At 47.4% G+C, this 25,049-nt stretch carries 28 protein-coding genes; 9 read left to right on the top strand and 19 right to left on the bottom strand.

Going from position 1 to position 25,049, the window contains the following annotated elements; all coding sequences use genetic code 11:
• Window positions 1-113 precede the first annotated feature (113 nt).
• Both guaA and guaB read right to left on the bottom strand, forming a co-directional pair.
• A complete protein-coding gene (gene guaA, locus D791_RS06535; RefSeq protein WP_036509398.1) occupies window positions 114-1,694 on the bottom strand; it encodes a glutamine-hydrolyzing GMP synthase in 1,581 nt (526 codons plus the stop codon).
• A gap of 131 nt (window positions 1,695-1,825) precedes the next feature.
• A complete protein-coding gene (guaB, locus tag D791_RS06530; RefSeq protein ID WP_036509396.1) occupies window positions 1,826-3,295 on the bottom strand; it encodes an IMP dehydrogenase in 1,470 nt (489 codons plus the stop codon).
• A gap of 155 nt (window positions 3,296-3,450) precedes the next feature.
• Between guaB and xseA the strand changes: the two genes are divergently transcribed.
• Entirely contained in the window at window positions 3,451-4,788 is a 1,338-nt protein-coding gene (gene xseA / locus D791_RS06525) for an exodeoxyribonuclease VII large subunit (protein WP_036509393.1), read from the top strand.
• A 13-nt stretch (window positions 4,789-4,801) separates the two neighbouring features.
• The gene (locus D791_RS06520; protein WP_036509391.1) at window positions 4,802-5,575 is read left to right on the top strand and encodes an alpha/beta fold hydrolase; all 774 of its coding nucleotides are present in this window, start codon (window positions 4,802-4,804) and stop codon (window positions 5,573-5,575) included.
• Here the strand turns inward: D791_RS06520 and D791_RS18855 are convergent.
• The 7 genes from D791_RS18855 to bioB all read right to left on the bottom strand — a co-directional run bounded on the left by D791_RS18855 (window position 5,572) and on the right by bioB (window position 11,351).
• Window positions 5,572-6,465, bottom strand: a complete 894-nt coding sequence (locus tag D791_RS18855) for a putative metalloprotease CJM1_0395 family protein (RefSeq protein WP_051514309.1) — start codon at window positions 6,463-6,465, stop codon at window positions 5,572-5,574. The genes D791_RS06520 and D791_RS18855 overlap by 4 nt on opposite strands.
• Window positions 6,466-6,504: 39 nt before the next feature.
• A complete protein-coding gene (locus D791_RS06510) occupies window positions 6,505-6,756 on the bottom strand; it encodes a hypothetical protein (protein WP_237748540.1) in 252 nt (83 codons plus the stop codon).
• Window positions 6,757-6,852: 96 nt separating this feature from the next.
• Window positions 6,853-7,533 (bottom strand): dethiobiotin synthase, encoded by a 681-nt coding sequence (gene bioD / locus D791_RS06505; RefSeq protein ID WP_036509389.1) that lies wholly within the window; start codon window positions 7,531-7,533, stop codon window positions 6,853-6,855.
• Window positions 7,530-8,330: a malonyl-ACP O-methyltransferase BioC gene (bioC, locus tag D791_RS06500; protein WP_036509386.1), complete on the bottom strand. Its 801-nt coding sequence runs from the start codon at window positions 8,328-8,330 to the stop codon at window positions 7,530-7,532. Before bioC ends, bioD begins: the two co-directional genes overlap by 4 nt.
• A complete protein-coding gene (locus D791_RS06495; RefSeq protein ID WP_036509383.1) occupies window positions 8,327-9,115 on the bottom strand; it encodes an alpha/beta fold hydrolase in 789 nt (262 codons plus the stop codon). Before D791_RS06495 ends, bioC begins: the two co-directional genes overlap by 4 nt.
• Window positions 9,112-10,296: an 8-amino-7-oxononanoate synthase gene (gene bioF / locus D791_RS06490; RefSeq protein WP_089503612.1), complete on the bottom strand. Its 1,185-nt coding sequence runs from the start codon at window positions 10,294-10,296 to the stop codon at window positions 9,112-9,114. The genes D791_RS06495 and bioF overlap by 4 nt, the downstream gene beginning before the upstream one ends.
• A 5-nt stretch (window positions 10,297-10,301) precedes the next feature.
• Window positions 10,302-11,351, bottom strand: a complete 1,050-nt coding sequence (bioB, locus tag D791_RS06485; protein WP_036509367.1) for a biotin synthase BioB — start codon at window positions 11,349-11,351, stop codon at window positions 10,302-10,304.
• 114 nt (window positions 11,352-11,465) lie between these two features.
• On the opposite strand from bioB, the gene D791_RS19565 reads away from it, so the two are divergent.
• The 5 genes from D791_RS19565 (at window position 11,466) to D791_RS06460 (ending at window position 16,466) form a co-directional block, all read left to right on the top strand.
• On the top strand, window positions 11,466-12,161 hold the full coding sequence (locus tag D791_RS19565) for a ComF family protein (protein ID WP_081763765.1): 696 nt from the start codon (window positions 11,466-11,468) through the stop codon (window positions 12,159-12,161).
• A gap of 84 nt (window positions 12,162-12,245) precedes the next feature.
• Window positions 12,246-13,889 carry a Na/Pi cotransporter family protein gene (locus tag D791_RS06475; RefSeq protein ID WP_036509364.1) on the top strand — a complete coding sequence of 548 codons (1,644 nt, stop codon included), beginning with the start codon at window positions 12,246-12,248 and terminating at the stop codon, window positions 13,887-13,889.
• Window positions 13,890-13,901: 12 nt separating this feature from the next.
• Window positions 13,902-14,624 (top strand): tRNA (N6-threonylcarbamoyladenosine(37)-N6)-methyltransferase TrmO, encoded by a 723-nt coding sequence (tsaA, locus tag D791_RS06470; RefSeq protein ID WP_036509362.1) that lies wholly within the window; start codon window positions 13,902-13,904, stop codon window positions 14,622-14,624.
• Between the two features lie 19 nt (window positions 14,625-14,643).
• Window positions 14,644-15,933 carry an adenosylmethionine--8-amino-7-oxononanoate transaminase gene (gene bioA / locus D791_RS06465; protein ID WP_036509360.1) on the top strand — a complete coding sequence of 430 codons (1,290 nt, stop codon included), beginning with the start codon at window positions 14,644-14,646 and terminating at the stop codon, window positions 15,931-15,933.
• Between the two features lie 92 nt (window positions 15,934-16,025).
• Window positions 16,026-16,466 (top strand): acyl-CoA thioesterase, encoded by a 441-nt coding sequence (locus D791_RS06460; protein ID WP_036509358.1) that lies wholly within the window; start codon window positions 16,026-16,028, stop codon window positions 16,464-16,466.
• Here D791_RS06460 and dnaB read toward each other — a convergent pair.
• From dnaB to D791_RS06415, 9 genes are all read right to left on the bottom strand, one after another.
• The gene (dnaB, locus tag D791_RS06455) at window positions 16,463-17,848 is read right to left on the bottom strand and encodes a replicative DNA helicase (RefSeq protein ID WP_089503609.1); all 1,386 of its coding nucleotides are present in this window, start codon (window positions 17,846-17,848) and stop codon (window positions 16,463-16,465) included. The genes D791_RS06460 and dnaB overlap by 4 nt on opposite strands.
• 152 nt (window positions 17,849-18,000) lie before the next feature.
• Entirely contained in the window at window positions 18,001-18,447 is a 447-nt protein-coding gene (gene rplI / locus D791_RS06450; RefSeq protein WP_036509356.1) for a 50S ribosomal protein L9, read from the bottom strand.
• A gap of 39 nt (window positions 18,448-18,486) precedes the next feature.
• Window positions 18,487-19,347: a hypothetical protein gene (locus D791_RS06445; protein ID WP_237748539.1), complete on the bottom strand. Its 861-nt coding sequence runs from the start codon at window positions 19,345-19,347 to the stop codon at window positions 18,487-18,489.
• A gap of 14 nt (window positions 19,348-19,361) precedes the next feature.
• Window positions 19,362-19,589 (bottom strand): 30S ribosomal protein S18, encoded by a 228-nt coding sequence (rpsR, locus tag D791_RS06440; RefSeq protein ID WP_036509353.1) that lies wholly within the window; start codon window positions 19,587-19,589, stop codon window positions 19,362-19,364.
• 23 nt (window positions 19,590-19,612) lie between these two features.
• The gene (rpsF, locus tag D791_RS06435; RefSeq protein ID WP_036509352.1) at window positions 19,613-20,044 is read right to left on the bottom strand and encodes a 30S ribosomal protein S6; all 432 of its coding nucleotides are present in this window, start codon (window positions 20,042-20,044) and stop codon (window positions 19,613-19,615) included.
• Between the two features lie 134 nt (window positions 20,045-20,178).
• Window positions 20,179-20,583: an OsmC family protein gene (locus tag D791_RS06430; protein ID WP_036509350.1), complete on the bottom strand. Its 405-nt coding sequence runs from the start codon at window positions 20,581-20,583 to the stop codon at window positions 20,179-20,181.
• 23 nt (window positions 20,584-20,606) lie between these two features.
• The gene (trpC, locus tag D791_RS06425) at window positions 20,607-21,416 is read right to left on the bottom strand and encodes an indole-3-glycerol phosphate synthase TrpC (protein ID WP_036509349.1); all 810 of its coding nucleotides are present in this window, start codon (window positions 21,414-21,416) and stop codon (window positions 20,607-20,609) included.
• Window positions 21,413-22,459 carry an anthranilate phosphoribosyltransferase gene (gene trpD, locus D791_RS06420; protein WP_036509346.1) on the bottom strand — a complete coding sequence of 349 codons (1,047 nt, stop codon included), beginning with the start codon at window positions 22,457-22,459 and terminating at the stop codon, window positions 21,413-21,415. The genes trpC and trpD overlap by 4 nt, the downstream gene beginning before the upstream one ends.
• 22 nt (window positions 22,460-22,481) lie before the next feature.
• On the bottom strand, window positions 22,482-23,075 hold the full coding sequence (locus D791_RS06415) for an anthranilate synthase component II (RefSeq protein ID WP_036509344.1): 594 nt from the start codon (window positions 23,073-23,075) through the stop codon (window positions 22,482-22,484).
• A 258-nt stretch (window positions 23,076-23,333) separates the two neighbouring features.
• Here D791_RS06415 and D791_RS06410 point away from each other — a divergent pair, with 258 nt between their 5' ends.
• Window positions 23,334-24,134 carry a M48 family metallopeptidase gene (locus tag D791_RS06410; RefSeq protein ID WP_036509341.1) on the top strand — a complete coding sequence of 267 codons (801 nt, stop codon included), beginning with the start codon at window positions 23,334-23,336 and terminating at the stop codon, window positions 24,132-24,134.
• A 66-nt stretch (window positions 24,135-24,200) separates the two neighbouring features.
• Here D791_RS06410 and D791_RS21375 read toward each other — a convergent pair whose 3' ends face one another.
• A complete protein-coding gene (locus D791_RS21375; RefSeq protein WP_036509339.1) occupies window positions 24,201-24,632 on the bottom strand; it encodes a cold-shock protein in 432 nt (143 codons plus the stop codon).
• Window positions 24,633-24,840: 208 nt separating this feature from the next.
• Here D791_RS21375 and D791_RS06400 point away from each other — a divergent pair, with 208 nt between their 5' ends.
• Window positions 24,841-25,044: a SlyX family protein gene (locus D791_RS06400; RefSeq protein ID WP_036509336.1), complete on the top strand. Its 204-nt coding sequence runs from the start codon at window positions 24,841-24,843 to the stop codon at window positions 25,042-25,044.
• Window positions 25,045-25,049: the final 5 nt, after the last annotated feature.

Raw genomic sequence — 25,049 nt, 5'->3', positions numbered from 1 at the left:
ACAACACCCGCAACCACCGATAAAAGCATTACAACCTGCTGGTTAACTGACTGATACCTTAACCTAACAAAAAAGGCGCACAAGCGCCTTTTTTATTTTACAGGCTTAACCTGTCATTCCCACTCAATCGTAGCTGGCGGCTTGCTCGACACATCATAGGTCACACGTGAAACCTTAGCGATTTCATTAATGATGCGGCTTGAAACAGTCTCCAACAAGTCGTAAGGCAAATGTGCCCAACGCGCGGTCATGAAGTCAATCGTTTCAACGGCTCTTAACGCGATTACATATTCATATCGACGGCCATCACCCACAACACCTACGGACTTCACAGGTAAAAACACAGCAAAGGCTTGGCTGGTTTTGTGGTACCAATCGGCTTTATGCAATTCTTCGATGAAAATGGCATCAGCTTCTCTAAGAATATCCGCGTACTCTTTTTTCACCTCACCCAAGATACGAACACCTAAACCTGGGCCTGGGAAGGGATGACGATAGACCATGTCATACGGCAAGCCTAGCTCTAAACCGATCTTGCGAACTTCGTCTTTAAAAAGTTCGCGCAAAGGCTCAACCAGATCAAACTTCATGTCCTCAGGCAGTCCACCCACATTGTGATGCGACTTGATTACATGGGCCTTGCCTGTTTTTGAGGCGGCAGACTCAATAACATCAGGGTAAATAGTGCCCTGCGCCAAGAAACGGCACTCAGTTAGACGCTCAGCCTCTTCATCAAAGACTTCAATAAAGGTGTTACCAATTGCTTTACGCTTGGCTTCAGGGTCAGTCTCACCAACAAGGCGTCCTAAGAAACGTTCTTCAGCATCGGCACGAATAACATTCACACCCATGTTACGCGCAAACATGTCCATGACCTGCTCGCCTTCGTTTTTACGCAACAAACCATTATCAACAAAAACGCAGGTCAAACGATCACCGATTGCCTTGTGCAATAAGGCCGCCACAACGGATGAGTCAACACCCCCTGACAAGCCCAACAGAACTTTTTCGTCACCGACTTGATCACGCACTTTGGCAATAAGGTCATCAATGATGTTTTGTGCTGTCCACAACGCATCAGTACCGCAGATTTCTCGAACAAAGCGATCCAGAATCCGCATACCTTGTTTAGTGTGCGTCACTTCAGGATGGAACTGAACGGCATAAAACTGACGCGCAGGATCGCACATTGCCGCAATGGGAGCTGACTCAGTCGACGCAATTACATGAAACCCTTCAGGCATCACAGTTACTTTATCGCCATGACTCATCCAAACATCTAAAGATAAGGAGCCGTTATTGGCGATATGGTCATCGATACCTTCCAATAAGCGACTTGGGCTGCTGGCTAAACGCACCCGCGCATAACCAAACTCTCGCTTTTCAGACGACTCGACCGCACCGCCCAACTGCTCAGCCATGGTCTGCATGCCATAGCAAATCCCGAGTAAAGGAACGCCAAGATCGAATACGACCTCTGGAGCCCTTGGTGAGTCCAATTCAGTCACTGACTCAGGCCCACCGGCCAAAATAATTCCTTTTGGCGCGAATTCACGTATTGCATCTTCACTCATGTCAAAAGCATGAATCTCGCTATAGACGCCAAGCTCTCGAACGCGTCTGGCGATCAACTGGGTATACTGCGAACCGAAATCCAAAATTAGAATTCGTTGCGCATGAATATCTTTACTCATTTCAGTGACTCCGGTGAAGGCTAGTCTAATCATCAAATCCGCTGCCGAAAAAGGATTTACGCAGCCGGGTTTAAAAACAAAAAATGGGGCAGCAAACGCCCCACTTTAATCAAAAAAATACCGTATCAGATTTAGCCTACGCGGTAGTTAGGTGCTTCTTTTGTAATGCTGACATCATGAACATGACTCTCAGTAATACCCGCGCTGGTAATCCGAACGAACTTAGGCTTAGTGCGCATTTCTTCAATGGTTGCACAGCCTGTATAGCCCATGGAAGCACGCAACCCGCCCATCAATTGATGAACAACATTGTGCATAGGGCCTTTACAGGGCACACGCCCTTCGATGCCTTCAGGCACAAGCTTCTCCACACCCGCCTTCGCGTCTTGGAAATAGCGATCCGATGAGCCAGTCAATCCCGACATCGCCCCTAAAGAGCCCATACCACGGTATGACTTGAAAGAACGACCTTGGAATAGCTCAACTTCACCCGGTGCTTCATCCGTACCCGCCAGCATCGAGCCGACCATTACAGCCGACGCACCAGCCGCTATCGCTTTAGAGATATCACCCGAGAAACGGATACCGCCATCAGCAATCACAGGCACACCGTAAGGCTTCAAGGCTTCGGAAACATTCGCAACCGCGCTAATCTGAGGAACACCAATACCGGCAACGATACGTGTGGTGCAAATAGAGCCTGGACCTATGCCGACTTTTACACCGTCCGCACCCGCTTCAGCCAACGCAATGGCGGCCTCCGCTGTCGCGATGTTGCCCCCCACTACTTGAACCTGCGGGAAATTCTCTTTAACCCAACTTACGCGATCAATAACGCCTTTCGAGTGGCCGTGCGCCGTATCAACGACGATTAAATCGACACCAGCGTTCACCAAGGCTTCAACGCGCTCAGGTGTTTCTGGCCCAGTTCCAACAGCCGCACCGACAATTAAACGCCCTTTGCCGTCTTTGGCAGCATAAGGGAAGGCTTTGGCTTTGCTCATATCCTTAACGGTCATCATGCCCGTTAAGCGGAAGTTATCATCGACCAACAGAATTTTTTCAATTCGATGCTGACGCAATAAATCACGAATATAAACAGGGTCATCGCCTTCTTTTGCCGTCACTAAGCGATCTTTTGGAGTCATGATGGATTCGACACGCGCATCCATATTGCTTTCAAAGCGGACGTCTCGACTGGTCACGATCCCAACTAAATCCTCGCCATCAAGTACAGGAAATCCTGAAAAACCATAATTTTGGGCCATTTCAAGAATTTCTTTTACGCGGGTATCTGGCGAGCATGTCACAGGTTCGGAGACAACCCCTGACTCATATTTCTTGACCTTACGAACCTCAGCGGCCTGTAGCTCTGGCGCTAAGTTCTTGTGAATAATACCAATACCGCCTTCTTGCGCCATAGCGATTGCTAAACGGGCTTCAGTCACGGTGTCCATCGCTGCCGATACTAAAGGCACATTTAATTCAATGCCCTTGGTGAGGCGGGTTTTCAGTGAAACGTCTTTTGGCAGTACTTCTGAATACCCAGGTACTAAAAGTACATCATCAAAGGTAAGTGCTTCTTCAACGATTCGCAACATTATCAAGCAGCCTGTCTGACATTGGAAAAATAAGACCCATTAGTATATACAAGATAGTATAATTTCTCAATCTACCCCAAGCTTTCAATGTCAATACTGTGTTATTTTTATGTAACCGACCTTAGACAAAACGATGAGTCAGTCCAATCATTCTTATGAATTTATCCAAACCTCTCTCTGTCAGCGAACTCAATCAGTCTGCCAAAACATTATTAGAGTCCTCGTTTAGCCTTATTCAAGTCGAAGGGGAGATTTCCAATTTGGCGCGCCCCTCGTCTGGCCATTGGTATTTCACCTTAAAAGACGCACGTGCACAGGTTCGCTGTGCCATGTTTAAAAACCGTACTCAGTTTATTCGAACACTGCCCAAAGAGGGCGACCGAGTGGTTCTTACTGCCAAAGTAAGCTTGTATGAAGGTCGTGGAGACTTCCAACTCATTGCAGAACAAATGGCACTTGGCGGAACCGGGCAATTGCAAATTGCATTTGAAGCCTTGAAGGCCAAGCTTCAGTTTGAAGGGTTATTTTCCACTGAGCATAAACGCGCACTGCCTGTACACCCCACGCATCTTGGTATCATCACGTCGCCAACGGGAGCTGCGATACATGATATTTTACACGTACTCCAGCGCCGTTTTCCCGGTTTAGAGGTCACACTCTATCCGACAGCCGTGCAAGGAAAAGAAGCTGCAGGGCAAATCGTCAAGGCCATTGAATTTGCCAATCGTGATCGTCGCTGTGATGTTTTAATTGTAGGACGTGGCGGTGGCTCGCTTGAGGATCTTTGGCCTTTTAACGAAGAAAGCGTGGCTCGTGCTATTTTTGCCAGCCAACTCCCCATCGTTTCGGCTGTGGGGCATGAGACCGATATCACCATTGCCGACTGGGTGGCGGACTATCGAGCTCCGACGCCTTCTGCGGCCGCTGAAATCTTGAGCCCGAATCAACTCGATATACACAACCAACTATCGCGCCTGACTCGTCAACTTTATCAAGCCATACTGCTAAAGATGGATACAAGCCGTCAGTCGCTCTCTCATCTGAAAAAGCGTTTACGCCACCCAGGCGATAAACTCAGAGAGCAGGCCCAACGCATTGATCGAGCAGAGCTGCGTCTACACTCGCTGATGCAACGCCAAATCAAAAATACTCAGCTTAAACTTGAACAGCTGAATAAACGGCTGATGAAGCAGGCGCCTTTCAATTTAGTTCAGCAGCACCATCGATACCTACAGCAACTAGACGCACGACACAGGTTAGCGATGCACCAACTCATAAATCATCAACATAATCGCTTAAAACACCAAGCCGCGCTTCTGCATCAAGTGAGCCCACTGGCTACGCTCAGCCGAGGCTATGCCATTTTGCAAACAGCCGATGGCTTAGGTATTACTGAATCGAGTCAGGTTAAGCTTAATGAAACAATCAACGCAAGACTGTCAAAAGGCAGCTTAGCGCTGAGCGTCACTCGTATCGATAATTCATCGACATAAAATGAGATCTTCTATGCAACTTCATTATCAACGTTCCGGTAACGGTGCTCCTTTACTTATTTTACACGGACTTTTTGGTACCTTGGAGAATTGGGGAGGAATCAGTAAGACACTTAGCGAGCACTTCGATGTTATCAGCATTGATTTGCGCAATCATGGTCGCTCCCCCCATTCAGAGACCATGGACTACCCCAGCATGGCACAAGACCTAGTCGAATTGATCGACACCCTTGGAGTGGCCCCTTGCTATATGCTTGGTCATTCTATGGGGGGGAAAGTGGCGATGGAGTTAGCACTCAATCAACCTCAGCTGATTTCAAAACTGATTGTTGCTGACATTTCACCTGTAGCCTACCCGCATCATCATGAGCAAGTCTTTAGTGGTTTATCGAACATTGATCTACCATCCCTATCCTCACGCAATGAGGCGGATGAGCAACTTAAACACATGATTCCAGAGGCCTCTACCCGAGCCTTTCTACTCAAAAATCTCTATAGAACACCGACAAAGCAGTTTGCTTGGCGTATGAATCTAAGCGTGTTAGAACAGGAATATAAAAACATATCAGCCGCTCCTAAGGGTACACCTTACCAAGGCCCTACCCTGTTCATAAAAGGCGGCTTGTCTGCCTATATTCAGCGCGAGCATCAGCAATCGATAGAAACACTCTTTCCGAACTATCAGTTCAAAATTATTGAAGGCACGGGTCATTGGCCGCATGCAGAAAAACCTGCGCTCTTCCTAAAATTGGTTGAGCGCTTTCTACTGAGTGAGGGAAAGAGTTAAGCTTGAGTGTCAAATAAAGAGCCGGGTTCATTCAGGCGCTGCAAGGCGCCTGTTTCAACTAAGCGGAGATTCAACTCTTTAATCTTTTCTTGAATTTCAGACAGCTGACGCACAAATTCTTTCAACTTTTCGGCCGTTTCCTGTCGTTGCTCTTTTAGTGCTTCAGCAATCTCTTCACGTTTTTCTCGCTGAGATTCCTCTTCGGTCTCAGCTTCGGAGCGAAACTCTTGCACAGTGCTGAGGGCTGGCGTTTCTTCCTCTTGCTCAGCGCTTATCGTTTGACTTGCTGTCTCGTCAGAAGACTCTGTCTCTTTGGCCAATTTTTCGGCCTGCTCTTTCTGAAGCTCAACCCTAGCTTCGTTCGCCATCGCCCGAGCACTCGCTGCCACCTTTAAATCTTGAGTTGACGGCTCAGCTGGAGCTAAAGCGGCCCTGACAATGGTTTCGGCTTTTTCTAGAGTGGCTTTAGGATCTCCGGGAACTGGCGAGGTATCGATACTGACAGACCCCCCAACAGCATACATCACACCATCAGGTCCACGCTGAAAGTCATAAGTAATCGCTCCTGCATAACGACCACCCGCCGCCTTGTGCGCCAGTTCGTGTTGCTTGACCTCACGATCACGACTCGCCAACTCTTGTAAAACCTGCTGTTTTTGTTGCTCTTGCTGCTGTTCGGCTTTGGAAACAGACGTAGAGGACGACACCCTGTTTACAGGCGTATTAACACCTTCAGTGGGAACGATGCGAGTCGAAGGAGGAGGCAGAGAGGCCGAATTTTTGGTGTCGACCTCAGAAGCGTTTGCAGAGACTGGCAAAGAGGAAATCGTGCCAGTGTTCGCACTTTTTCCTCCTGCAGGGATAACAGGAGTATAGCTATTGATTTGCATACAACAGCCTCCGTTTAATTCAAAACCCGATAGGTTTACTCACACTCGGGTATCAATCATTGAGCCTAGAACTTCGCTGCTCTCGCTCACCACTTGCGTGGAAGCCGCAGCAACATTTGCATTAACAGCAGATTGAGCAACAGCCGGATTGACTTCAACACCCGTCGCCAATTCAGGCCGATCTGAACGGCCTGTTCCTTGAATATCACCTGCCTGGCGCTGATTGTTATCCAATCCACGATTAACGTTCAAAAGCCCCGTTGCCTGGGCAGAAACACCATTGATATTCATACGTCACCTGTTTGCTTTTTTGTTTCTTAAGTTGTTAGAAACGTCAATCTGAGTATAGCACATATGACAGAATTGAGCATATTTTGTTCAATTTTTTTAGACGACCTCTAAACACTCAATACTGAGACATGCTGCCGCAGCTTCAGCGCTGGGTGCAGCCATATAGGGTATATGTCCCAAGAATGGCGCAGGAATTCGTTCTTGCAAGGAGCGTATATTTTCATTCAGTACGAGCATTGATGGCTCGGTTTCGACTGCCACCCATCCGGCTAGTTGCAAACCGTCTCGACGAATGGATTCAGCGGTCAGCAAGGCATGATTAAGACAACCGAGCTTCATTCCCACAACCAATATCACCGGGATCTCTAGAAGCTTGGGTATGTCTGCCATGGTTTCTCTGCGGTTCAAAGGAACGCGCCATCCACCAGCCCCTTCAATAATGTATATGTTGGCATCGTGCAGCATAGCTCCACGGCAAAACGCAGCAATCCGCTCGGCACTGAGCATTTTAAAACCCGCCGCCAAATGAGGCGCTATGGGCTGTGCTAACGCCACAGGGTTCACTAAGTCGTAATCCAACTCAACACTCGCTGCGTTTTGCAACTGCAAAGCATCGTCGTTGCGCAATCCCTCGGGTGTCATCTCACACCCTGCCGCAACGGGTTTTAATCCAATCGTTGCATACCCCTGCTGATTAAATAAGGTTAACAGGGCAGTTGACACCAGTGTTTTACCGACCCCAGTATCCGTGCCGGTAATAAAAAAATGTTGTTTCATTCAGATACCTTTACAAGATCTAAAAAACACACGTCATAGGTTGCGATCACACCGCCTCCCTCTGAAAAAGGCTCATAGGCTTTCATCAGTTGACGCGCAGAATAGCGTTTACTCAAACCCGATGATGCCTTGCCAATGACATGATTGGCACCAATTTTTTTTAAATCTCTCATCAAGCTCATCACATCGGGATAGCTCAAAGGATAGGACTTTTCTTCAGAGTCCACTGAGAAATATGGCTGCACATACTTGAGAATATCACCATGAGATAAAAAACGATTCACATGCACATCATTGTCGATACTTCGCCATGCTTGCTTTAATTCAAAGAGACTCGATTCAGTCAAGGTTGCCAAAGTTGCACGACCACCGACCTTTAAAACTCGATGCAACTCCTTAAATAACTGGCTTGGATCAAAACACCATTGCACAGCCAAACTACTAAAAATATGATGCACTGTATCCGCAGCGAAGGGAAGATGCTCTGCATCACCACAGACTCTGCTCACCGCCAACCGATCACACCGTCCAGACGCCTGCGCCAACATGCCTTCCGCTATATCCAATGCGATGAGTACACCTCGCGGATTCAATTGCCGAAGACAGGGCAATGCATAGCCCGTTCCCACACCTAAATCTAACCAGACCTCATTCGCAGCCTGCGCGGAGTTCACTCGGGTGCTCAATAAATAATCGGCCACCTCACGCTGAAAAGAGGCCACACTATCATACTCCTTTGCCGCACGACTAAACTGTGCCGCAATTTTGCGCTTTTCATCAGCATAACCTGCAATCATACGTCCTCCTCAGCCACTAGATTCTGCTGACGCAAGAAGTCGTACAAATATCGATTCACCTGTTCCGGCTCGGAGATAAAAGGTAGATGAGCGGAACCTTCAATCAACCCAACCGTTGATTGAAGGTTTAGAGGGCTAACCTCAGACATAATCTCTAGCGGAACCAACGCATCATGCTCAGAATAGAGCAACAATGAAGGACAATTGAGCTGAACCAGTTCGGAACGGGCATCCGATGCCAACAATCCAAGGTATTGCAAAGACTGCTCTAATGCCTGTGCATCCAAGTAGTCTTTTCGATTTGCTAACAAGGCCTTACGTTCTTTTGATGCCTGGACGGAACCCTGCGATTGCAGAGCAATAAAACGCATCTGCATTTGCCGAACATTCGCTTTAAAATCTGAGGAAAATACCTGAAACACATCCTGCGGCATTGCAGGGTGCCAGCCGACCTTCTGAACAAAGCAAGGGTTCCAGCCTAACGTAATAAGAGCTTTTGCCTGCAATCGATCTGCAATCCAGCTGGCCACCAATCCACCTAATGACCAGCCAAGTAAAATCGCCTTTTGAGGCACTTGCTCAAGCAGCGCGTCGATTAAATGCAACTTAAGGTCTTTGATGCTCTCATTTCCACTTGGCAGTGGTACTGACTGATAATCGATCTTGGTGATCCGAAAACTCGAAGACCATCTGGATAGGAATCCATCAAATATGCTCGGATCACTGCCCCACCCGCTTAACACCACTAGGTCTAAAGGTGCATTTCCCGCCTGTTTCGCACTCATGACTGACGCTCCACCGGTTCAACAAACAAGGGCGCCAAATCAGACAGAGCATCCAGCAACCGATCTAGGTGGGTAAAATCATGCAGTGCTGTCAAGGTCACTCGTAGACGTGACTGTCCATCCGGCACCGTCGGTGGTCGTATCGCAGTCACCAGTATCCCTTTCTCTCTCAAGGCATGACTGATCTTAAGGGCCTGTTGCGATCCCCCCACCTGTAAAGGCTGAATCGGTGTCGATGATGGCATTAAGGGAAGGTTGAGTGCTTGGCATCCATTTTTAAAATAGGCAATTAACGCCTGAAGTTTTTGACGCCGCCACCCCTCTGCTTGAATCAAGGACAAACTTACACGCGTCGCTTCAGCAATAGCAGGCGATAGACTCGTTGTATAAATATAAGGTCTCGCAAATTGAATCAGCGTTTCGATTAGAGCATGAGATCCAACAACAAAGGCGCCTGAGGTACCGAACGCCTTGCCAAGCGTGCCGATCAGAATCGGTAATTGCGCTTGCGATGCGCGATACACTTCAGCGACACCGCCGCCATTTTCACCAAGACACCCAAAACCATGAGCATCATCAATCATCAGCCATGCATTATGAGACTGACAGACACGACTCAAGCGATCAATTTCGGCGGTATCACCATCCATGCTAAATACACCATCGCTGACCACCAGTTTCCGATTCGCCTGAGACTGGATCAAGCGCTTTTCAAGCACGTCATAGTTGAGGTGCGGATAGCGATTGAATGTGGCACGACTCAACAATCCGCCATCAATCAGAGAGGCATGATTCAGTTTATCTTGGAAGATAGCATCGGATGCATGCGTCAATGCCGTGATCACGCCCATATTGGCCATGTATCCATTTGAAAATAATAGTGCCCTTTCCCGTCCCGTAAACGCGGCCAACTCTTCCTCTAATTGGTGATGAGCTTGACTGTGACCACAGACCAAGTGAGAGGCTCCACCACCACAACCATACTCATATGCAGCTCTCGTCAGTGCAGATACAACTTGGAGGTCCGCTGCCAAGCCAAGGTAATCATTGGAGCAAAATGCTAGCAATGACTCCCCTTCAACCTGCAAGAGCGGTTTTTGTGGGCCACTATGCGTTAGCCGTCGACGGTACAAATGCGACAACGCACGTTCATCGAGTGCGGCCTGCAAGATTAAATCCATGGAGTTCATCGTGATGCATCGTAGAAAAATTCACGATCCTTCTGAATTTGGATTTGATCCATCAACTGCGCTACCTCGTCATCCTCATCGGAGACTTGAATCGGCTCCGGATGAATACCCAATTTTTTAAACAAAGCCCGATCTGCATCCGCCATCGGATTTTCGGTTGTCAGCAGCTTTTCACCGTAAAAAATAGAGTTCGCACCTGCCAAAAAGCACAGAGCCTGCATTTGTTCATTCATCGCCGTTCTTCCCGCCGACAAACGCACATGTGACGCTGGCATCATAATCCGAGCAACAGCCAGGGTTCGAATAAACTCAAAGGGTTCAAGATCTTCAACATCGGCTAAAGGCGTCCCTTCTACTCTCACCAACATATTAATGGGTACTGACTCTGGGTGTGCCGGCAAGTTTGCCAAGGTTAAGAGCAGACCGACTCGATCTCGTTGGCTTTCTCCGAGCCCTAAAATGCCACCACAGCACACTTTCATGCCCACGTCCCGAACATGTGACAGGGTGTCTAAACGCTCTTGATAGGAGCGTGTTGTGATGATCTGACCATAGTATTCAGGGGAGGTGTCCAGATTGTGATTGTAGTAGTCTAAGCCCGCCTCGGCGAGTGAAGCCGCCTGCTCGGAACTTAAGCTTCCAAGCGTCATGCAGGTTTCTAACCCCATCGCTTTAACGCCTTGCACCATCTCTAAAATCGCGGGCATATCCTTTGCTCTGGGGTTTTTCCACGCGGCCCCCATGCAAAAACGTGTTGCGCCTTTTGCCTTTGCGGCACGGGCCTCTTCTAATACAGCCCTCACTTTCATCAAACGTTCGGTTTCGAGATCCGTGTTGTAATGGGCACTTTGAGGACAGTATTTACAGTCTTCTGGACAAGCACCGGTTTTAATCGAAAGCAACGTACTCACTTGAACCGCATTCGGATCAAAATACGCCCTATGGACCGTCTGTGCTTGATAAATCAAATCACTAAAGGGTAACGAAAAAAGAGCCTGAACCTCTGGCTCTGTCCAATCATGACGTATTGCGCTAGAGTATTGCATTGAGTGACCTTATTTTAATGATCAACGCTGGCCAAATGGATGTCGGCCAACACTGATGTGCGTGTACAGGATATTAGGTAGCGATAATAATTTGACAAAAGGACTTGTCAACCAATGCTTTTCAACAAAGTTAACAAGTGGTTAAAAAATAACCATACATGTGTATTGTGCGGTTTGCACCCTGCGAACACGTTCGGCATCTGTGATGACTGCATGTCCGACCTTCCTTGGTCGATATCCTGCTGTCATCAATGTGGACGTCCCACCCCTTTTCCGACTAAGCAGATTTGCACATGCTGCCTAAAACACGCCCCAGCCTTTGATACAACCCTAGCCACTTTTCGATATGTATTTCCGATTGATCGATTGCTACCCAGCATTAAATACGCCAAGAAAACCTCACATCTAGGCTGGCTATCGAGTCTTATGTCGGAGTATATCCTGTCAAAAGACCTTCCACTCCCTGATGCCTTAGTCCCAGTACCCATGCACCCGTGGGATGAAATAAAACGAGGGTACAATCAGTCATCCTTGCTTACTCATCTGATTTCGAAACAATTAACCTTGCCTGCCCATTTAGGTGCGATTCGAAAAATCAAACGAACCCCGCATCAAAAAGAGTTAAATTTTATTGAGCGTCAACAGAATCTGATCGATTGCTTTCGCCTCAACAAGCCTCTTCCTAAGCGAGTCGCAATCGTGGATGATGTGATGACAACGGGCAGCACCGTCAATGAAATTAGTCGGTTGCTCAAAAACAACGGCGTCGAAACCGTTGACATTTGGGTCTTGGCTCGCACGCCTGAATAATCCGGCATAAAGATTATTTTTCGTTAAGTTTCAGGCTATTATTAGATAAAAATAAAGCAATCAGATCAGCAAAGGATCTCCCCTATGACATTTGAAATGTTTGGCCAGTTGCTCGGCGGCATAGGTATGTTTTTACTGGGCATGCAACTGCTCACCAACGGTATGAAAAACGCAGCAGGACGTTCGCTTAAAAAAGCCCTGGAGTTTGCCACACGTTCACGTCTAAGAGGGCTCGTATCTGGAACACTGATTACCGCTCTTGTGCAGTCATCAAGTGCAGTTACCGTTGCAACCTTAGGGTTTGTGAATGCGGGTCTGCTCACTTTGGGTCAGTCAATTGCTGTTATTTATGGCTGCAATATTGGCACAACCATGGTGGGATGGCTCGTGGCCACCATCGGCTTCAAAATTCAGATCAGCGCATTTGCCCTACCCATTATTGGTATGGGAATGTTGCTGCAAGTTATCGGGAAACAACAGCGTATCTCGCACCTCGGCACAGCGCTCGTCGGTTTTGGTATTTTCTTTATCGGCCTTGATTTTATGAGGGCTGGATTTGATGGATTAAGCGATGATTTTCAGTTAGCGGCTTTGGGAACGGGTGTATTGGCCTTAGGGTTATTTGTCATTGCAGGTTTCGTCATGACATTTTTAATGCAAGCGTCTGCAGCCGTCATGGCCATTGCCTTGTCCTTGGTGTACACCGATTCGATTACCATGTCAGCTGCCGCAGCCGTTGTCATCGGAGCCAACCTCGGCACAACAACCACCGCGATTCTGGCGTCAATTGGCGCAACAGCCAATGCGAAGCGTATCTCGGCTGCACATGTAGCCTTTAATCTATTAACCGGTTGTGTTGGGCTTGTGTTGCTCATGCTATTGGCAGGACAGTTAGATGCCCTGAATCCGCAACAATATGACTTGGTTATATTACTCGCCTTGTTTCACACGTTATTTAATGTCATGGGGGTTGTCCTCATGTGGCCGCTGACAACACCTCTGGAGCGCTTTTTACTCACCCGTTTTCGTAGCCAAGAAGAAGATGAGGCAAGACCCCGTTTCATCGATAAGACCATCATTAATACGCCAACCCTCGCTATCGAAGCCATCAGCCTTGAACTCAGCCGCGTCAGCCAATTATCAAGCCGTTTAGCTAGAGAAGCCATTAGCTCAGAGCGTAATGCCACAGCTAAACTGGAGCAACAAGCCAAGGGGATTCAATACTTAATTGGTAAAATTGCTGAATTTAATCAAGAGATTGGACGTCAAAATCTATCACCCGACATTCATGAAGTACTCCCCATTTCCATGCGCGTCATGCGCTACTACAGCGAAGTCACTCGCTTATCAGCAAAACTGCCTGAATTTTATTCAATGCTTGACCAAGTCGAAAACAAGAGCGTTAAACAAGCTATTTTTAATTATCAGAAACAAGTGATTGCCTTGATCGATCTATGTGAAATTAAGGAAGGGAGTTCTGTTCAAGGTACCCAAGGCCATCAACTTGTCTTAACCTTGGAAAAAGAATACCAAACCTTGAAAAGTCTTTTGCTTGAGCAAAGTACCTTAGGCCATTTATCAAGTGAAGACAGCATCGCGCTTTTAGATGCTGTCAGCCATATTAACCGTCTTGCTGAACAGGTTGAAAAAGGTGCACGTTACTGGAGCTACGCTACACCCGCTGCTCAGAGAGCCCCTTTGGCAATGCCGACTGCAGCGACGAACTAACAAGAAGGTTCTATGTCCCTTACACTCGATTACATAGGTCAAGTGCACAGCCCATTTAAAGAGAAATTTGGCATTCCGAGGCAACCGGGGTTAGCCAACACGCTTAAGGCAAGCATCGAGATTTGGCAGCCCTATGGTTCTGCCGCCAGCGTCAAAGGACTGGAGGACGTCTCACATATCTGGGTTATTTTTGCGTTCAGTGCGACGGCTGCTGCTGGCTGGAAAGCCAGTGTGCGCCCGCCTCGACTGGGTGGCAATGAGAAAATGGGCGTTTTTGCAACCCGTTCGACCTTTCGGCCCAATCCAATCGGGCTCTCAGCGGTCAAATTGGATGGCGTACGCATTGATAAAGACAAAGTCTGGTTAGATGTGTCGGGAGCAGACCTTCTAGACGGCACCCCGGTTTTGGACATCAAGCCTTATCTTCCTTATTCGGACTGTTTAACAGATGCCGAGCTTAACTGGGCTGCCGATGCGCCTGATAGCCAAAAAGAGGTGGTCTTTTCAGCGTCAGCCATTCAAGTGTGTGACCGCATCGAAACATCTCAAGGCTATTCCTTGAAAGCCCAGATTGAAGACGTGCTAAGACTCGATCCACGCCCCTCCTATAAATCTGACAAGGATGAGCGTATCTATGGACTTGCGTTACATGAGTTTAACATACGCTGGAAAGTCGAGGCGCAATCTATCCAAGTCCTGAGTATTGATGCGCTTGACACCCGCTCCACTCCATAATTCCATTGAGAGCTCCGCTATGCATGATCCAAAACTCACAGATGCACTCGCCTTTGATCGTGAGCACATTTGGCACCCCTACTCATCCATGACGGACCCGCTTGAGGTGTATCCCGTCACTTCAGCCAAGGGGGTCAGAATCACACTGGCCAACGGCCAAACCTTAATAGATGGCATGGCGTCTTGGTGGTCTGTCATTCATGGCTATGGACACCCACGTCTGAATCAAGCCGCTAAAAATCAAATCGATGCTTTTTCACATGTAATGTTTGGCGGCTTAACGCATATGCCAGCGATGGATTTAGCACAAAAACTGGTGCAGATAACTCCCGATGGCTTGGAGAAGGTGTTTTTTTCTGACTCGGGCTCTGTCAGTGTTGAAGTCGCCATCAAGATGGCCTTGCAATATCAGCAAGCGCGTGGGTATACCCGTAAAAATCGCATCATCAGTTTACGTCGTGGCTACCACGGTGACACATTTGCCGCTATGTCGGTCTGCGATCCCGTTACAGGGATGCATCAGATTTTTCAAGGGGCCTTACCCAGTCAAATTTTTCTTCCAGCACCTGAAACCCCCTTTGGAGAGGCACTGCTCGCATCCGATTTAGATGCATTGGAGAGGACGTTCAAGCAGCATCATACGGAGGCCGCAGCCCTTATTCTGGAACCGATTGTTCAAGGTGCTGGTGGCATGCGCTTTTACTCCGCTGACTATATTCGTCATGCCAGACGCCTCTGCGATCAATATGGCTGCCTGCTCATTGCCGACGAAATTGCCACGGGGTTTGGTCGTACAGGCCAACTGTTTGCTTGCGAACACGCCAATATCGCCCCCGATATTCTGTGCTTAGGCAAAGCGCTCACGGGCGGCTATCTTAGCCTAGCTGCAACACTGACCACCGATCATGTTGCCAAAACCATCTCTCAAGGCGGTGCGGGATGCTTCATGCATGGTCCAACCTTTATGGCCAATCCTCTCGCGTGTGCCATTGCACTGGAAAGCGTAACGCTACTGCTTGAGGGGGATTGGAAAAGCAATATCCTAAGGCTTGAAGCTCAACTAACGCAACATCTCGCGATCCTCAAGAATCATCCCAAGGTTGCCGATGTGCGTTGCCTCGGCGGTATTGGTGTCGTCGAACTTAACGCCCCCTGCGAACTCAAACGCTTGCAACCAAAGTTCGTTGAAGAAGGCATTTGGGTGCGCCCATTTGGAAAACTGGTTTATGTCATGCCACCTTATGTAATCACAGATGAGGACTTGGCGACCTTATGCCAGGGCATAGTGCGAGTTGTAACCTCACTTTAATCTCGTTCAGATTGACTTGTTACAACGCACTTTTATGATATAGATAGATTAAAATTGCGTTAGAAAAATCTCATGACTAAGGAAGAACAATCATGCCACGCATCAAAATCGATATGCCAGATAACTACCTATTTAGCACTGAAATACCGATTCGAATCAGTGACATTAATTATGGCGGGCATTTAAGCAATGATGCACTTCTCTCAATCATTCACGAATCCCGCATACGTTTTCTCAACCAACTGGGTTACGGTGAACTTGATATCGAAGGACTTGGACTTATCCTAACGGACTCTGCGATCATTTATAAAGCAGAGGGCTTCCATAGAGATGTCATCCAAGTAGATATTTCGGTGGGCGACTTCAACAAATATGGATGCGATTTTTATTATTTACTCACCAATCGCAAAACAGCCGTTGAAATCGCTCATGCCAAGACAGGCGTCGTCTTTTTTGACTACACGACCCGAAAAGTATCACTTTTACCCGATGCCTTTAAAGATCGTGTATTCAAAGATGCTGGCGAATCTTAGTCTTCAGGATAGTCGTAATGAATATGCGATAAGTTTTCAAAGCGTGTGTATTTACCAATGAAGGCCAAGCGTGATGTACCTATCGGGCCATTACGCTGCTTACCTATGATGATTTCTGCAACCCCTTTTTCTGGGCTGTCTTCGTTATACACTTCGTCTCGGTAGATAAACATGATGACGTCGGCGTCCTGCTCAATCGCTCCTGACTCCCTTAGATCTGAGTTGACTGGACGTTTATTTGGACGATTTTCAAGACTTCGGTTCAGCTGTGATAAGGCAACAACCGGGCACTGCATTTCTTTAGCCAACGCCTTTAAGGATCGTGAAATCTCCGAAATTTCAGCAGTTCGCCCTTCTGTTTTGCCCGTCTTCAACTGCATCAACTGCAAATAGTCGACCATGATTAACGCCAAATCACCATGTTCTCGGACAATACGTCTTGCTCGGCTACGCATTTCATTTGGACTAATGCCTGCCGTGTCGTCAATAAACAAGGGCTTTCCCTTGAGCATATTAACGGCCGCCGTTAACTTCGGCCAATCCTCTTCAACAAGTTGCCCGTTTCTAACACGGGTTTGGTCGATTTTACCTAGTGACGATAACATACGTGTAACCAACTGGTCTGCAGGCATCTCTAAGCTGAACACCAATACCGGACGTTGCGTGCCCATCAGAGCATTCTCAACCAGGTTCATGGCAAATGTGGTTTTCCCCATAGAAGGACGTGCCGCAACTATGATTAGGTCTGAAGGCTGCAGACCTCCTGTTTTTGTATCTAGGTCATCAAAACCTGTGGTGACCCCCGTGAGGGCGTCAGCATTATTAAACAGATGGTCAATGCGCTCCACGGCCCGTTTCAAAAGCGGGTTGATCGGCTCAGGTCCTCCTTGATTTGGACGATTCTCTGCGATCTGAAAGATTTTCTGCTCAGCTTCGTTCAGGATTTCATCTGAACCACGCCCCTGAGGTGAAAATGCATTTTCGGCTATTTCATTGGCAACGTTGATCATCTGGCGCAGTAATGCACGATCTCGGACGATTTCAGCGTATGCACGTATGTTAGAAGCACTCGGCGTATTACGCGCCAATTCAACTAAGTAAACAAGCTCCCCTACCCGTTCTAAATCATCATTGCGATCCAACTCCTCCGACAAGGTAACAACGTCGATCGGACGGCTATCATCTACCAGTTTTTGCATGGTTCGGAAGACAATGCGATGCTCCGAGCGATAAAAGTGACCATCGACCAAAATCTCGGAGACGGTATCCCATGCATTATTATCCAACATAAGCCCACCCAGTACTGATTGCTCAGCTTCGAGTGAGAAAGGAGGGGCTTTTATCTGGTCAACGATGTCTTGTTGAGGATCAGCATAGTCCATAATAAGTACCTGATATGAATCGAAAGAGAAGCATTGGAAGGGGAACCATTGTAACGACTCGTCTATTGCTGAGACAAGCATTTGCGTTACGCAAAAAAACGCCGTGTACTCGAAGAGTTACACGACGCTTGAGTTGTGTCTAGGTGCTGGAATTATTCAGCAACAACAACCAACTTGATAGATGCATTCACTTCTGGGTGCAATTGCAGACCAATGTTGAATTCACCAATGTGACGAATTGTACCAGACGGCAAGCGAACTTCGCTCTTGCAAACTTCAATACCTGCACCTGTAATCGCATCAGCAATGTCACGCGTACCAATTGAACCAAACAGCTTGCCTTCATCACCGGCTTTGGTGACAACAGACAATTCCATTTCATTCAGTTTCTCAGCGCGATCAATTGCAGCGGCTAATTTAGCAGCAGAAGCCGCTTCAAGCTCAGCACGACGCTCTTCAAAGCGTGCAATGTTGTCTGCAGTAGCAGAAACTGCTTTACCTTGAGGAACCAAGTAGTTACGGCCAAAGCCGCTTTTTACAGATATTTTGTCGCCCAGTTTTCCGAGCTTACCAATATTTTCGAGCAGAATAACTTCCATCTCGTAAACCTCTTTTTTCTGCAATAGTGTTGCAGTGTCTTAATTCCCAGCCGGGATTCGTGATCGCAGATCTAATAAAGCATCGATCAACGCGAGAATCACCAGCAATGTAACTACATAGGGACCCATAAAGACGATTGATAGATATAAAGCCACCAACCATGTCTTTCCAAGTGATCGTTTTGCTACCACGCCATGAACCAAAGCGATGCCTGCAACTAGAAGAGGCAGCAACAATAAGGCATACCATCGACTACTATTTGGCAGCAACGCATTTCCGGCAAGCAGAAGGATCACCAAGCTCACTGCGAATACAAGTGGCAATCGCAGTGAATGAAACTCTTGTTGAAACCCACCTGGATTATACAATCCGGCTTGCCAGCTTCTAGCCAACATCAAACACCCCAACACAACGGCAACATGAAATGCCGTAATGGCGCCCAAAATCAAGTTTCGTATATTTTCGTCCGAAAACCCGTTTAGAGCAGATGCAGGATTGGCAGCACTGCGTTGAGTAACCAGCTGACGAGCTACCTCAACAATTTGATCCAGCAAAGATCCTAACCCTAGCTCAAGTAGAAAACTCACAACAATACCCATGGGTACAACTGCGATTAACACTTGCTGCCAACTTGACGTTGTCCGTAATACCGTTGCCAGTACAAAACTGCTAACGATAACTACGGCCGCACTGGGATCACCCGAAAGCACCCATGCAATGGCTGGCAGTAATGCCCAGATTAAAATCTTTAACGCATCCGACACACCCCTTCTCAGAGTGATCAGACTTACGGCTGCTGCACTTACCCAATAGAGCAATGGCAGCATGGCCGCAATAACAACCACCATGATCGCCTGATTACGCCCCTTCATAATCACTTCTGCAAGGGTACGCATCATGGCGAGAACCCTTTCTACTGGTGACCGTCAGTATACGGCAGCAATGCGATGTAACGCGCGCGTTTAATCGCTGTTGCCAACTGACGCTGGTAACGTGCTTTAGTGCCAGTAATACGGCTTGGTACAATTTTACCAGTTTCAGTAATGTAGGCTTTCAATGTTTCTAAATCTTTATAATCGATTTGTGAAACACCTTCAGCGGTGAAGCGACAAAACTTACGGCGACGAAAAAAACGGGCCATGTTAACTCTCCTAAAAAATGGAATTAATCTTCAGCAGTTTCCTGCTCATCAGCATCGACATCAATATCGCTTGAGTCATGATCTCTTGACTGACGGTCACCACGGTCTTCACGACGTGGCTTACGCTCTTCACGAGACTCTGCTGCTTTGATAGGAGAGATTTCAGTGATCGCTTCTTTACAACGAATGATCATGCTACGCAAAACAGCATCGTTGTAACGGAAAAGACTTTCAAGCTCGTCCAGGGTTTCCTGGTTGCATTCAATGTTCATAAGAACATAGTGCGCTTTATGAGCATTGTTGATTGGGTAAGCCATTTGACGACGGCCCCAATCTTCCAGACGATGAATAGCGCCTTCAGCACCTTCGATCAAATTTTTGTAACGCTCCAGCATTGCTGGAACCTGCTCGCTCTGATTCGGGTGAACCAGAAACACGATTTCGTAATGACGCATTGTTGCTCCTTACGGTTTTACAGCCCTCAGATCACACGTTTGGTGTCACCGAAAGCAAGGAGTTAATAAAATAAAACGGAGCCATATTCTACGCTGTCAAGTTTTTATTTACAACAGCAAAACAGGCTATATTGTCAAGCTTCTCGAATCTCAAAGCTGTGCGTAATCTCAACACCACCCTTTTCCAGCATCAAAGAGGCTGAGCAGTACTGTTCAGCCGATAAGGTCACAGCACGACTCACATGTGACTCTTTTAGGCCTTTACCAGTTACAATAAAATGAACGTGTATTTTGGTGAAGACGGCAGGCACAGCGTCTGCACGTTCAGACTCTATTTCCGCAACGCAATCCGTGACATCTTGCCGCGATTTTTGCAGTATTTTTACCACATCAAAACTCGTACAGCCGCCTAATCCAAGCAGCATCAGCTCCATAGGTCGAGGCCCTTGCTGCAGATCTGCATCAATCATGACATCAAATCCGCTGCCGCTGGTGCCCTTAAAGCGAAGATCGCCATCCCATTTTACGCTTGCTTTCATAATTTAATCATCCAGTTCAAACCTTATGCAAAAAGGCGTTGTAATTCATGACCGGGGTCATCGGCTCGCATAAACGCCTCCCCGACTAAAAAGGCATTCACCTGATGCGAACGCATCAAACGCACATCATCCGGTGTGACGATACCGCTCTCAGTGACAACAATACGATCGGTTGGTATCTGCTCCAACAGACTGAAGGTATTGTTCAAAGAAACCTCAAAACTGTGCAAATCCCGGTTATTAATGCCTAGCAGACGTGTATTTAAGGGTAATGCGCGCTGCAGCTCCTCTGCACCATGAACCTCAACCAAAACATCCATTCCCAACGCCTGCGTCAAAGCCGACAGATCACGCAACTGCTCATCCGTCAGCGCCGCGACGATCAACAAGATACAATCGGCACCCAATACTCTGGCTTCATAGATCTGATAAGGGTCTACAATAAAGTCTTTACGTATCACGGGTAGTCGACATGCATTTCTCGCTTGCTGGAGATATTCGTCAGCCCCTTGAAAAAAATCTACATCAGTAAGTACCGACAAACAACTGGCACCTGCTTTTTCATAACTGATGGCGATGTCGGCAGGGTTGAAGTCTTCTCGAATCACACCTTTAGATGGGCTGGCTTTTTTTGCCTCCGCAATAATGGCAGATCGTCCTTCCGACAACGCCGACTCCAGCGCCTGAACAAACCCTCTGGGCTCGAACTCTGTGCCTTTTTGCGCCTCTATTTTAGCCTTCAGAGCATCAATACTGACCTGAGCCGAGCGTTCGGCAACCTCTTCATGCTTGCGCGCGATGATTTTTTTTAAGATGGTTGGCGTATCGCTCATGACTCACCCTTATTAAATTGTTGACTAAACTCAGCTAACGCTGTCATTTTTTTCAGTGCTAGCCCTTGATCCATCATTTCAAAGGCTTTAACGACACCATCTTGGTGTGAATCCGCTTCACCACCCAACCAAATAGCTGCACCAGCATTCAGTGCGATAATGCTTTTGGCTTTAATTGAGACTTTATCCACACCACCGGAAAATGCATTCTGTATTATCAGGAGCGAATCAGCCGCGCTCTTGACTTCCAAACCTATGAGACTTTGACTGTCAACACCGAGATCTTCAGGTGTTATCGAGTATTCCGTCACTTGCCCATCCTTAAGCTCAGCTACATGCGTATGCGTGGCCAAACTAATTTCATCTAAACCATCGTCTGCATGCACGACCAAAATATGCTCAGCCCCTAACTGCTGCATCACCTCAGCCATAGGTCGACAAAGCTTTTCACTAAACACCCCGATCACCTGGTGCTTGACCCCAGCCGGATTGGTCATCGGACCTAATATGTTAAACAATGTCCGCAAGCCTAGAGACTTTCGGGCACCGATGGCATGCTTCATCGCACCATGATGGGAAGGCGCAAACATAAAACCGACTCCGACTTCATCGATGCACTGTGCAACTTCATCAGGCGTAATCCCCAAAAAAATCCCCGATGACTCCAGCACATCGGCACTACCGCTGCTGGACGATACGGCACGATTTCCATGCTTGGCAACCTTGACACCTGCCGCTGCGGCAACGAAAGCCGAAGCAGACGATATATTGAAAAGATTGGCACCATCTCCGCCCGTTCCAACAATATCAACTAAGCGCTTTTCCGTCTTGGGCGTCACTGGCACAGCCAACTCTCGCATCACCTGAGCAGCCCCCGTAATTTCGTCGATGGACTCACTCTTCATTCTCAATGCAACCAAGAATGCCGTGATCTGAGACTCGGTGCACTGACCCGTCATGACTTGACGCATGACATCTACCATTTCAGCACGACTTAAATCTAAGTGCTCAACAACCCTAGCCAGTGCCTGCTGTATATTCATGGATCAAATCTCCGTAAACCGATTAAGTGGTACTTTTTATCTTTCGAAGGAAATTGGCCAGCAACTCATGCCCCTGCTCCGTTAAAATGGACTCAGGATGGAACTGAACACCTTCGGCACCGGATGGAATATGCCTGATTCCCATAATTTCATCAACTGAACCATCTTCATGTGCCGTCCACGCCGTTACTTCAAAGCAATCAGGAAGGCTTTTATGATCAACAACCAACGAGTGATAACGTGTCACTCTAAGAGGATTATTCAAGCCTTGAAACACTCCTTGTCCTTCGTGATATACCAGAGACGTTTTGCCATGCATTACTTTGGCCGCCCTCTGCACGTTGGCACCAAAGACTTGCCCCAGACTTTGGTGCCCCAAACACACGCCCAGCACAGGGATTTTGTTTGCAAAGCGTTGAATGGCTTGCATTGATATCCCTGATTGGTCTGGTGTACAGGGGCCTGGAGAGATAACCAGAGCCGCAGGATTAAGCTGTTCAGCTTCTGTCAGCGTGAGTTGATCATTACGATAGACCTCGACTTGCTCACCTAGCTCACGAAAATAGTGCACTAAGTTCCAAGTGAAGCTGTCGTAATTGTCGATCATCAGTAGCATTCAGTGGCGACCTCTTCTAAACAAATGGATATTAAGGATTAGCTTTATAACTCAAACGCTCTTCAAACGCCTATATCAAAGTGTATCACAGCACAACATCACTCTGAAAAAGCTCAATTCATTTAATTAAGTCTCCTTGGGCCACTTAAACAGACGCTGACGCCCCTTCCGACCTATCAACAGGTAAACAAAGACATTCATTTTCCAGTCAGCTTGTGAGGCTATACTAAGCGGCATATATTGATTTGGAGTGATTAAATGCTTAAGCGTTTTTTTCAGGCAGCATCCATTAGCTGCATACTTAGCCTTACGGTTGCCTGTGCCACTTCGCCGACTGGACGCTCTCAATTTACGCTTTTTAATGAGCAACAGCTGGCACAAATGGGCAGTACGAGCTTTGAGCAATTAAAACAGGAAGAAAAAGTCTTAAAGCATGCCTCGACCCGCAATTACGTCCAATGCATTACCAATCAGTTGTTGCGTGCCAACAATATTCAAGGGAGCTGGGAAGTGGAAGTGTTTGATTCGCCCACACCCAATGCATTTGCACTACCGGGTGGAAAAATTGGCGTTTATAAGGGCATGATCGACCTAGCTGAAACTCCCGATCAATTGGCCGCCGTGATTGGTCACGAAATTGCGCATGTTGTCGCCAAGCACGGAAATGAGCGTGTTTCGGCTGACTTCGCCACTCAGATGGGTGTCGCCGTGCTATCCGGCATCCTTGCCAATCGTGACAAACCCAATGACCAACTCCTTGCCGCGTTAGGTATTGGCACTCAGGTCGGCATTCTTTTACCCTTTTCTCGGCAACACGAAACCGAAGCTGATCTCATCGGACTGGATTTAATGGCACGGGCGGGTTTTGATCCACGACAGAGCATCAACCTTTGGCAAAACATGGCCGCAAAAGCGAGCACAGCCCCCATTGAATTTCTATCCACCCACCCAGGCCCTAACAATCGAATTCGAACACTTGAGAATGCAATGCCAAGCGCAATGCAGGCTTACGAACAAGCGATTCGCAGTGGACAGCGTCCCAACTGTAAAAAACCTTAAAACCAACGCTGATTTTTAGACAAAAAAAAGCGAGAACTCAATCTCGCTTTTTTTGCCTAAAGAACATCAGACTTTTACAATCGACACATCTTCCGCTTGCAAACCTTTGTCACTCTGGCGAACATAAAAACGAACTTTTTGCCCTTCAGCCAATGAGCGATGTCCTCTGCCACGGATATTTCTAAAATGGACAAACACATCATCGCCGTTATCCCGTGTAATAAAGCCAAATCCTTTTGAGGCGTTAAACCACTTGACCGCTCCAGCCTCTCGATCGTCATCTTCGCTGATAAAGTCGTCATCTTCATCAAGCGTATTTTGTACAGCGGATGCGTTCGACAATGAGCTCGCCTGAATAAACCCCGCACCAAACACCAAAGCAAATGTAATCGCCAACACTAGGTACAGATTATCTGCCAATAGGCTTACCACAACCGCAACAATAACGGCAACAACACCACTCACAATACTATTTTTGATCAATTGATTACCACTCATCTATCTTATCTCTTTCACTTTTTAATACTTAGAATTTAGATACAATACACATCTACACCTGTTGCTTTACCCAACAAGGTATGCACAACAGAATTACAACCTGCAGGTATATCGTAGTTTACACCTTTTTTCAATGCGTTATGAGCACGATATAGAGAATGGTCTAACCTTATTCAATTATTGACACCTAAATGACAGGTACATCAACATGTCCGAACTGACGCGTATGCAGGATTTAGAAAGCCGAGTGGCATTCCAGGAAGATGCGATTGACCAGCTTAGCAGCATCATCGCTCGTCAAGAAAAAGAAATTGAGCGACTGACGCACTCATTAATCCATCTCAACAACCGTCTGAACGAGCTCAGTGTCGGTTCCGAGCCACTGGTTGATCAACTACCTCCTCACTACTGAGCCTC

The sequence above is a fragment of the Nitrincola nitratireducens genome (assembly GCF_000585235.1).
Taxonomy (GTDB): Bacteria; Pseudomonadota; Gammaproteobacteria; order Pseudomonadales; family Balneatricaceae; genus Nitrincola; species Nitrincola alkalisediminis.
This window is presented reverse-complemented; position numbering and strand designations above follow the sequence as displayed.

Coding starts and splice junctions, on each gene's coding strand:
- D791_RS06495 (WP_036509383.1), bottom strand. CDS start 9,115: ATGAGTGCGAAACAGGCGGGAAATGCACCTTTAGACCTAGTGGTGTTA.
- trpD (WP_036509346.1), bottom strand. CDS start 22,459: ATGAATATACAGCAGGCACTGGCTAGGGTTGTTGAGCACTTAGATTTA.
- D791_RS19565 (WP_081763765.1), top strand. CDS start 11,466: ATGCTTTTCAACAAAGTTAACAAGTGGTTAAAAAATAACCATACATGT.
- rpsF (WP_036509352.1), bottom strand. CDS start 20,044: ATGCGTCATTACGAAATCGTGTTTCTGGTTCACCCGAATCAGAGCGAG.
- D791_RS06460 (WP_036509358.1), top strand. CDS start 16,026: ATGCCACGCATCAAAATCGATATGCCAGATAACTACCTATTTAGCACT.
- D791_RS06415 (WP_036509344.1), bottom strand. CDS start 23,075: ATGCTACTGATGATCGACAATTACGACAGCTTCACTTGGAACTTAGTG.
- D791_RS06445 (WP_237748539.1), bottom strand. CDS start 19,347: ATGATGCGTACCCTTGCAGAAGTGATTATGAAGGGGCGTAATCAGGCG.
- xseA (WP_036509393.1), top strand. CDS start 3,451: ATGAATTTATCCAAACCTCTCTCTGTCAGCGAACTCAATCAGTCTGCC.
- D791_RS06520 (WP_036509391.1), top strand. CDS start 4,802: ATGCAACTTCATTATCAACGTTCCGGTAACGGTGCTCCTTTACTTATT.
- trpC (WP_036509349.1), bottom strand. CDS start 21,416: ATGAGCGATACGCCAACCATCTTAAAAAAAATCATCGCGCGCAAGCAT.
- bioF (WP_089503612.1), bottom strand. CDS start 10,296: ATGGATTTAATCTTGCAGGCCGCACTCGATGAACGTGCGTTGTCGCAT.
- bioA (WP_036509360.1), top strand. CDS start 14,644: ATGCATGATCCAAAACTCACAGATGCACTCGCCTTTGATCGTGAGCAC.
- dnaB (WP_089503609.1), bottom strand. CDS start 17,848: ATGGACTATGCTGATCCTCAACAAGACATCGTTGACCAGATAAAAGCC.
- D791_RS06510 (WP_237748540.1), bottom strand. CDS start 6,756: ATGAATATCAATGGTGTTTCTGCCCAGGCAACGGGGCTTTTGAACGTT.
- tsaA (WP_036509362.1), top strand. CDS start 13,902: ATGTCCCTTACACTCGATTACATAGGTCAAGTGCACAGCCCATTTAAA.
- bioD (WP_036509389.1), bottom strand. CDS start 7,533: ATGAAACAACATTTTTTTATTACCGGCACGGATACTGGGGTCGGTAAA.
- D791_RS06410 (WP_036509341.1), top strand. CDS start 23,334: ATGCTTAAGCGTTTTTTTCAGGCAGCATCCATTAGCTGCATACTTAGC.
- rpsR (WP_036509353.1), bottom strand. CDS start 19,589: ATGGCCCGTTTTTTTCGTCGCCGTAAGTTTTGTCGCTTCACCGCTGAA.
- D791_RS06475 (WP_036509364.1), top strand. CDS start 12,246: ATGACATTTGAAATGTTTGGCCAGTTGCTCGGCGGCATAGGTATGTTT.
- guaB (WP_036509396.1), bottom strand. CDS start 3,295: ATGTTGCGAATCGTTGAAGAAGCACTTACCTTTGATGATGTACTTTTA.
- D791_RS18855 (WP_051514309.1), bottom strand. CDS start 6,465: ATGCAAATCAATAGCTATACTCCTGTTATCCCTGCAGGAGGAAAAAGT.
- D791_RS06400 (WP_036509336.1), top strand. CDS start 24,841: ATGTCCGAACTGACGCGTATGCAGGATTTAGAAAGCCGAGTGGCATTC.
- D791_RS06430 (WP_036509350.1), bottom strand. CDS start 20,583: ATGAAAGCAAGCGTAAAATGGGATGGCGATCTTCGCTTTAAGGGCACC.
- D791_RS21375 (WP_036509339.1), bottom strand. CDS start 24,632: ATGAGTGGTAATCAATTGATCAAAAATAGTATTGTGAGTGGTGTTGTT.
- bioB (WP_036509367.1), bottom strand. CDS start 11,351: ATGCAATACTCTAGCGCAATACGTCATGATTGGACAGAGCCAGAGGTT.
- bioC (WP_036509386.1), bottom strand. CDS start 8,330: ATGATTGCAGGTTATGCTGATGAAAAGCGCAAAATTGCGGCACAGTTT.
- guaA (WP_036509398.1), bottom strand. CDS start 1,694: ATGAGTAAAGATATTCATGCGCAACGAATTCTAATTTTGGATTTCGGT.
- rplI (WP_036509356.1), bottom strand. CDS start 18,447: ATGGAAGTTATTCTGCTCGAAAATATTGGTAAGCTCGGAAAACTGGGC.